At 54.3% G+C, this 6,738-nt stretch carries 8 protein-coding genes and 1 tRNA gene; 7 read left to right on the forward strand and 2 right to left on the reverse strand.

From position 1 onward, the window contains the following. Positions 1 to 5: 5 nt before the first annotated feature. Positions 6 to 845: a Nif3-like dinuclear metal center hexameric protein gene (locus ACO0LO_RS10175; RefSeq protein WP_422964098.1), complete on the forward strand. Its 840-nt coding sequence runs from the start codon at positions 6 to 8 to the stop codon at positions 843 to 845. 60 nt (positions 846 to 905) lie between these two features. On the opposite strand, the gene mscL is transcribed toward ACO0LO_RS10175, so the two are convergent. Next, a complete protein-coding gene (mscL, locus tag ACO0LO_RS10180; RefSeq protein WP_422964099.1) occupies positions 906 to 1,325 on the reverse strand; it encodes a large conductance mechanosensitive channel protein MscL in 420 nt (139 codons plus the stop codon). A 357-nt stretch (positions 1,326 to 1,682) separates the two neighbouring features. On the opposite strand from mscL, the gene petA reads away from it, so the two are divergent. The 6 genes from petA (at position 1,683) to ACO0LO_RS10210 (ending at position 6,050) form a co-directional block, all read left to right on the forward strand. Next, positions 1,683 to 2,297: a ubiquinol-cytochrome c reductase iron-sulfur subunit gene (petA, locus tag ACO0LO_RS10185; RefSeq protein ID WP_422964100.1), complete on the forward strand. Its 615-nt coding sequence runs from the start codon at positions 1,683 to 1,685 to the stop codon at positions 2,295 to 2,297. Beyond that, positions 2,297 to 3,709 (forward strand): cytochrome b, encoded by a 1,413-nt coding sequence (locus tag ACO0LO_RS10190; RefSeq protein WP_422964122.1) that lies wholly within the window; start codon positions 2,297 to 2,299, stop codon positions 3,707 to 3,709. Before petA ends, ACO0LO_RS10190 begins: the two co-directional genes overlap by 1 nt. 21 nt (positions 3,710 to 3,730) lie before the next feature. Continuing rightward, positions 3,731 to 4,495 (forward strand): cytochrome c1, encoded by a 765-nt coding sequence (locus tag ACO0LO_RS10195; protein ID WP_422964101.1) that lies wholly within the window; start codon positions 3,731 to 3,733, stop codon positions 4,493 to 4,495. A gap of 169 nt (positions 4,496 to 4,664) precedes the next feature. Continuing rightward, a complete protein-coding gene (locus tag ACO0LO_RS10200; RefSeq protein WP_325392290.1) occupies positions 4,665 to 5,276 on the forward strand; it encodes a glutathione S-transferase N-terminal domain-containing protein in 612 nt (203 codons plus the stop codon). 154 nt (positions 5,277 to 5,430) lie between these two features. Beyond that, positions 5,431 to 5,919 (forward strand): ClpXP protease specificity-enhancing factor, encoded by a 489-nt coding sequence (locus ACO0LO_RS10205; RefSeq protein WP_422964102.1) that lies wholly within the window; start codon positions 5,431 to 5,433, stop codon positions 5,917 to 5,919. Positions 5,920 to 5,974: 55 nt separating this feature from the next. Then, positions 5,975 to 6,050 (forward strand) — tRNA-Thr (locus tag ACO0LO_RS10210). A 51-nt stretch (positions 6,051 to 6,101) separates the two neighbouring features. Here the strand turns inward: ACO0LO_RS10210 and ACO0LO_RS10215 are convergent. Continuing rightward, the gene (locus tag ACO0LO_RS10215) at positions 6,102 to 6,593 is read right to left on the reverse strand and encodes a tyrosine-type recombinase/integrase (RefSeq protein WP_422964103.1); all 492 of its coding nucleotides are present in this window, start codon (positions 6,591 to 6,593) and stop codon (positions 6,102 to 6,104) included. Positions 6,594 to 6,738 lie beyond the last annotated feature (145 nt).

Raw genomic sequence — 6,738 nt, forward strand, 5'->3', positions numbered from 1 at the left:
GAAAAATGAGTAAGGACTTCGCAAGCGGAGCAAACGCACAGCACAAGCAGCATGGGCAGCGCATTGAACAGGCTAACCAGACAGTAGATAGGGATCAGTTGTCGGAATTTCTAGCCACCGAGCTACAAATATCGCGGTTCCGTGATTATTGCCCAAATGGTGTGCAGGTGGAAGGGCGCAGCGACATTAAAGTACTGGTCAGCGGCGTGACAGCCAGCCTGGCGCTGCTGCAGGCTGCCGTGGACATGCGGGCGGATGCGGTGCTGGTGCACCACGGCTACTTCTGGCGCGGCGAAGATATGCGCGTCATCGGCCAGAAACAGCGCAGGCTGAAGCTGCTGCTGCAAAACGACATTTCGCTCTTCGCCTACCATCTGCCGCTGGACATGCACCCGCAGCTGGGCAATAACGCGCAACTGGCGAACGTGCTGGGGCTGGTGCCCGACGGCAGGTTCGGCGAAGATGACCTGGGCTGGCTGGGCGCCGCCGGCGATGCGGGTTTGCATACCGTCGGCGATCTGGCGGCTCGCGTGGAACTGCGGCTGGGCCGCAAACCCTTGCTGATAGGCGATCCAGGGCAGGCGCTGGACAAGTCTGCAAAGATAGGCTGGTGCACGGGCGCTGCGCAAAACATGCTGGGCACCGCTATTGACGCCGGAGCGAAGGTCTATTTAAGTGGGGAAATTTCGGAACCTACCGTGCACCTGGCAAGGGAATCCGGCGTGGCGTACTTGGCCTGCGGCCACCATGCGACCGAGCGCTACGGGGTGCAGGCGTTGGGCAGCCATATTGCCCGCCATTTCGGGATCGCCCATCATTTTATCGATATCGATAATCCGGTATAGCGAGATAGCGGTGTAGGTGAGGCAGGCGGCTTCCCATGGTGCCATGGGAAGCCGGCGAGCTTATTTCCTTAGTGCGTCGCGGATTTCGCGCAGCAGCAGTACATCTTCCGGTGTCACGGCAGCTGGCGCCGGGGCAGCGGGTTCTTCCCGTTTCATTTTGTTAAACAGGCGCACCATCTGGAAGATGATGAAGGCCAGGATCAGGAAATTTAACGCGATCGTGATGAAATTGCCGTAAGCCAGCACCGCGCCGGCTTTTTTTGCTTCCACCAGCGTCAGCGTGGTGGCCTGGCCGTTCAGCGGAAGGTAATAATTGGAAAAATCCAGGCCGCCGAAGATGCGGCCGACGACCGGCATCACAATGTCCGCCACCAGGGAATCGACAATCTTGCCGAAGGCGGCGCCAATGATGACACCCACCGCCAGATCGACGACGTTACCCTTGCTGGCGAATGCCTTGAACTCTTGCATCATACTCATTGTGTATCCTCCGGAAAATGAAAGCCGCCCGAAGCTGGATGACGGCAATGTGGGCGCGATGCCAACGGCCTGCCAACCGGCTTCGTATAGCAAAGTAACAATATTCTAACGGCCATTTGCGAAAAAGAACGCACCCGCATGTTAAATTTAGTTTCCTGGCAATAAAACCAGATGCTAAATGGGAATCATTATTAATGGGCCTGTAAATAAGCGCAGATTTGTAGAAAAATTGCTTCAGTTGCCAATTTGAGAAATGTTTTTCTTTAAAACCATACTGCGCTCCTTTATAATTTAGGGTTGCTAGAAGTTCCGTTTAAGCTTCGTATAAGTTTTGAATTTTGACAGATTGGGGTTGGTATGAGTATCGAAAAGCAGGTCGATTCCGGCCGTCGCGGCTTGCTCGTCGCCACGTGTGCGGCGGGTGGTGTGGCTGGTTTGGCAACCGCAGGGGCGCTGGTCAGCACTTTCCAGCCATCTGAGCGAGCAAAAGCCGCCGGTGCGCCTGTGGAAGCAGATATATCCGATTTGAAACCGGGTGAGATGAAGGTTTTCGAATGGCGCGGCAAGCCCGTCTGGATCCTGAAGCGTACGCCTGAAATGATGGCCAGCCTGAACAAGACCGAAGACAAGGTCGCCGATCCGAAATCGGAAAAGCCGTTCACGATGGAAATGCCAGAGTACTGCAAAAACCAGGCACGCTCCCGCAAGGAACATAGCGACCTGCTGGTGACTGTCGGTATCTGCTCCCACCTCGGCTGCTCGCCAAGCTCCAAATTCCAGGAAGGCCCGCAGCCTTCCCTGCCGGACGACTGGGCAGGCGGCTTCCTGTGCCCATGCCACGGTTCCACGTTTGACCTGGCCGGCCGCGTATACAAAAACAAGCCAGCTCCTCAAAACCTGGACGTTCCGCGCTATATGTTCCTGTCGGATACCAAAGTCATCATCGGTAAAGATGAGAAAGGCGAGGCTTAATCATGGCTTTTGTTGAAAAGAAATTGCCGGCAGACGCGCCCGTCGCCGCCAAGGCCCTGAACTGGGTCGATTCCCGCTTCCCGCTGACCAAGCTGTGGAATGACCAGTGGGGTGCTTACTACGCGCCCAAAAACTTCAACTTCTGGTACATCTTCGGCTCGCTGGCGATGCTGGTGCTGGTAATCCAGATCGTGACCGGTATTTTCTTGGTCATGCACTACAAGCCGGATGCCACGCTGGCGTTTGCTTCCGTTGAATACATCATGCGCGATGTGCCATGGGGCTGGCTGGTGCGCTACATGCACTCCACCGGCGCTTCGGCCTTCTTCATCATCGTCTACCTGCACATGACCCGTGCGCTGCTGTACGGTTCTTACCGCAAGCCGCGCGAACTGATCTGGCTGTTCGGTTTTGCGATCTTCCTGTGTCTGATGGGCGAAGCCTTCATGGGCTACCTGCTGCCATGGGGCCAGATGTCCTACTGGGGCGCGCAGGTAATCGTCAATCTGTTCGGCGCCATTCCGCTGATCGGGCCTGACCTGTCGCTGTGGATACGCGGCGACTATGTGGTTTCCGATGCAACGCTGAACCGTTTCTTCTCTTTCCACGTGATTGCGATCCCGCTGATCCTGCTCGGCCTGGTGGCTGCCCACCTGATCGCGCTGCATGAAGTCGGCTCCAATAATCCTGACGGCATCGAAGTCAAAGACAACATCGGCCCGGACGGCCATCCTGTGGATTCGATTCCATCGCATCCTTACTACTCCGTGCATGACGTGTTCGGTGTGACCGTGTTCCTGGTGATTTTCAGCGCAGTTGTATTCTTCGCGCCTGAAATGGGCGGCTACTTCCTGGAGTACAACAACTTCATCCCAGCCGATTCACTGAAAACGCCTCCGCACATCGCTCCTACCTGGTACTTCACGCCTTTCTACTCGATCCTGCGTGCCACCACTTCCGAGTTCCTGTATGTGGTCATGGCCGGTATCGTTGGCTACGTCAGTCTGGTGTACCTGAAATCCAAGCTGCCCGGCATCGTCAAGGCCGGTATTGCGGCCCTGGGCCTGTTGATGATCATCGGCATGCTGCCTTTCGGCCTGGAAGCAAAATTCTGGGGCGTGGTGCTGTTCGGTTCTTCCGTTGTCATCCTGGGCGCCTTGCCTTGGCTGGATCAGTCTCCTGCCAAGTCCATCCGCTATCGTCCTGACTGGCACAAGTACATGTACATCCTGTTTGGCATTGCCTTCGTTTCTCTGGGCTACCTCGGCATTCAACCGCCGTCCCCACTGTTTGAACGCATTTCCCAGGTGTGCACGGTTTTCTACTTTGGTTTCTTCCTGTTGATGCCATGGTGGAGCACAATGGGCACGTTCAAGCCTGTGCCGAAACGCGTGACATTTTCTGCACACTAAGCGCCAAAAGGAATGATAAGCATGAAATTAATTAAAAAAATGATCGCGGTGCTTGCCTTTGTTCCAGTGTTTGCACTGGCCAGCGAAGGCGGCTACCCGCTGGATCACGCAGAAAACCGCACTACCGATCTGGCAGCGCTGCAGAATGGCGCCAAGCTGTTCGTCAACTATTGCCTGAACTGCCACTCGGCGTCTGCCATGCGCTACAACCGCATGCGCGACATCGGCCTGACGGATGACCAGATCAAGGCCAACCTGCTGTTCACCGGCGAAAAAGTCGGCGATCTGATGAAAAACACGATGGCGGCCAAAGATGCGAAAGCATGGTTCGGCGCGGTTCCTCCGGACCTGTCCGTGATCGCCCGCTCCAAGGCATCCGAAGCCGGTTCGGGCCCTGACTGGATCTACACCTACCTGCGCACCTACTACAAGGACGACAGCCGCCCAACCGGCTGGAACAACCTGGTATTCCCTAACGTCGGCATGCCGCACGTGCTGTGGGAGCTGCAAGGTGTACGCAGCGCCAAGTTCGTCGAAGAGGAAGATCCGCATGAGCACGGCAAGACCGAGCGTAAATTTGCCGGTTTTGAAACAGTCACCAAAGGCAAGCTGACAGAAGCGGAATACGATAGCGAAGTAACCGATCTGGTAGCGTATTTGCAATGGATGGGCGAGCCTGCACAGAACAACCGCAAGCGCCTGGGCGTCTTCGTGTTGCTGTTCCTGTCCTGCCTGAGCGTACTGGCATGGCGCCTGAACGCATCGTACTGGAAAGAAGTAAAGTAATCGGCGTAAGCCGAACGGCATTGATTTTGACGAAAAAAACCTAATATTCAGTCAGTCAACGCCATTCTCAAGTCATCCGCTTCTTATCGTCGTAGGCGGATGTTTTATCCCAGGGTGAGGCGCATAAGAATGGGCGCCTCGCCCTAATTGTTTCTAAGGAACTATAAAAATGATGGTTCTCTACTCGGGCACTACCTGCCCCTTTTCACAACGTTGCCGCCTCGTTCTGTTCGAGAAAGGCATGGATTTTGAAATTCGCGATGTAGATCTGTTCAATAAACCGGAAGATATTTCCACGATGAACCCGTATGGGCAAGTGCCTATCCTGGTTGAGCGTGATCTGATCCTGTACGAATCCAACATCATCAACGAATACATCGATGAACGCTTCCCGCATCCGCAACTGATGCCGGCAGACCCGCTGATGCGTGCACGTGCCCGCCTGATGCTGTTCAATTTCGAAAAAGAACTGTTTGTTCACGTGCATACGCTGGAAAACGACAAATCCACGGCATCCGCCAAGGTGCAGGACAAGGCCCGCGCAGAAATTCGCGACCGCCTGACCACGCTGGCGCCTTTGTTCGTCAAGAACAAGTACATGCTGGGTGATGAATTCTCTATGCTGGACGTTGCCGTTGCTCCTTTGCTATGGCGCCTGGATCACTACGGCATTGAACTGTCCAAGACAGCTGCGCCATTGATGAAATACGCCGAACGCATCTTCTCGCGCCCGGCCTACATCGAAGCGCTGACCCCGTCTGAGAAAGTCATGCGCCGTTAATTGCTGCATGCGCTCAATAGGCTGATAAAGCACAAGGCTGACAAAGAAGTTTGACGTCAGCCTTGTTGTTTTTTAGAGCAGGGTCTATTCTTCTACAATCCATTTTAGGGACGCTGGCGCAGCAACTGCTGTTGCACCACGCCAAGTACCGCATATGTCAGAGATCTCTACCAAACCTTATTTCATGCGCGCCATTTACGAATGGTGCACCGACAACGGCTACACGCCTTATCTGGCAGTGAAAGTCCATGGCGGCGCAGTGCGCGTGCCCACGGAATTCGTCCGCAACGGCGAGATCGTGCTGAACATCAGCTTCGGCGCCACCAGCGGCCTGAAAATGGATAATGAAGCCGTGGTCTTCAAGGCCAGGTTCGGCGGCGTCTCGCGTGACATCTATGTGCCGATAGAAAACGTGCAGGCAGTCTATGCCAGTGAAAACGGTCAGGGCATGGCCTTCGATGTCAACCCGGTGGAAGAGGGCGCCGAGAACGATGAAGAAATTCAGGTAGTCCAGCCGGTCAAGCCGGTGCTGGGCCTGGCGGCTGTACAGAACGACAGCAGCGGCGAAGCAAGACAGGCAGAAACTGATGCGCCGGAACCACAAAAAAAATCTGCGAAACCCTCGCTAAAAATAATAAAGTAGCCTATAATGTTGTTCTTCGAGATTGATTGAGAAATCAAACGATTTCAAAAGTTTCGCCGGCTTAGCTCATTTGGTAGAGCAGTTGACTTGTAATCATCAGGTGGCCAGTTCGATTCCGGCAGCCGGCACCAGTAGGACTAAGGGCTCACAGAAATGTGAGCCCTTTTTTATTTCCGAAACTGTCAACCAAGTGTCAACCGCGAAAGAGGGTTCAACACTTTTGTTTCTTGCAAATGCTCTGGACTGAGGTGGGCATAGATCATTGTGGTCTTCAAATCACGATGCCCCAACACTTTCTGTAACGTCAGGATGTTCCCACCACTCATTACAAAGTGGCTGGCAAAGGTGTGCCGCAAAACGTGTGTGAGCTGGCCGGGCATGAGTTCAATTCCGGATTCTTTTACTGCCATCCTGAATGCGCCTACTGAGCCTTTGAAAATTCGGCCGGCGAGGTTGCTTTCCTTTGATTCGTAGAATGTTCGAATTTCATCGGCAAGTTTTTCGTCGATTGGAACAGAGCGGTTCCTATCCGTCTTCGTCTTGGTGTAATGCACCATACCACTGTGTAATTGCGTGATCTGCAGCGACTCTGCCTCATCCCACCTGGCGGCGGTCGATAAGCAGATTTTTGTGATCAGTAGGGCGTCCTGATCGGTACGGTTGTTGATTTGCACTGAAAACTGACCCACTTTTGGACTGAACCCCTCGGGCTGGACCAAGGTAGCAAGATGAAGTGATACGCTTGTCGAGCCTTCACAAGAGGAGCGACACCATGTCAGTTAGAGGACCATACCGGCGGCATAGCCTGCAATTTAAAAT

The organism is Undibacterium sp. TJN25, from assembly GCF_049339885.1.
Classification (GTDB): Bacteria; Pseudomonadota; Gammaproteobacteria; order Burkholderiales; family Burkholderiaceae_D; genus Undibacterium.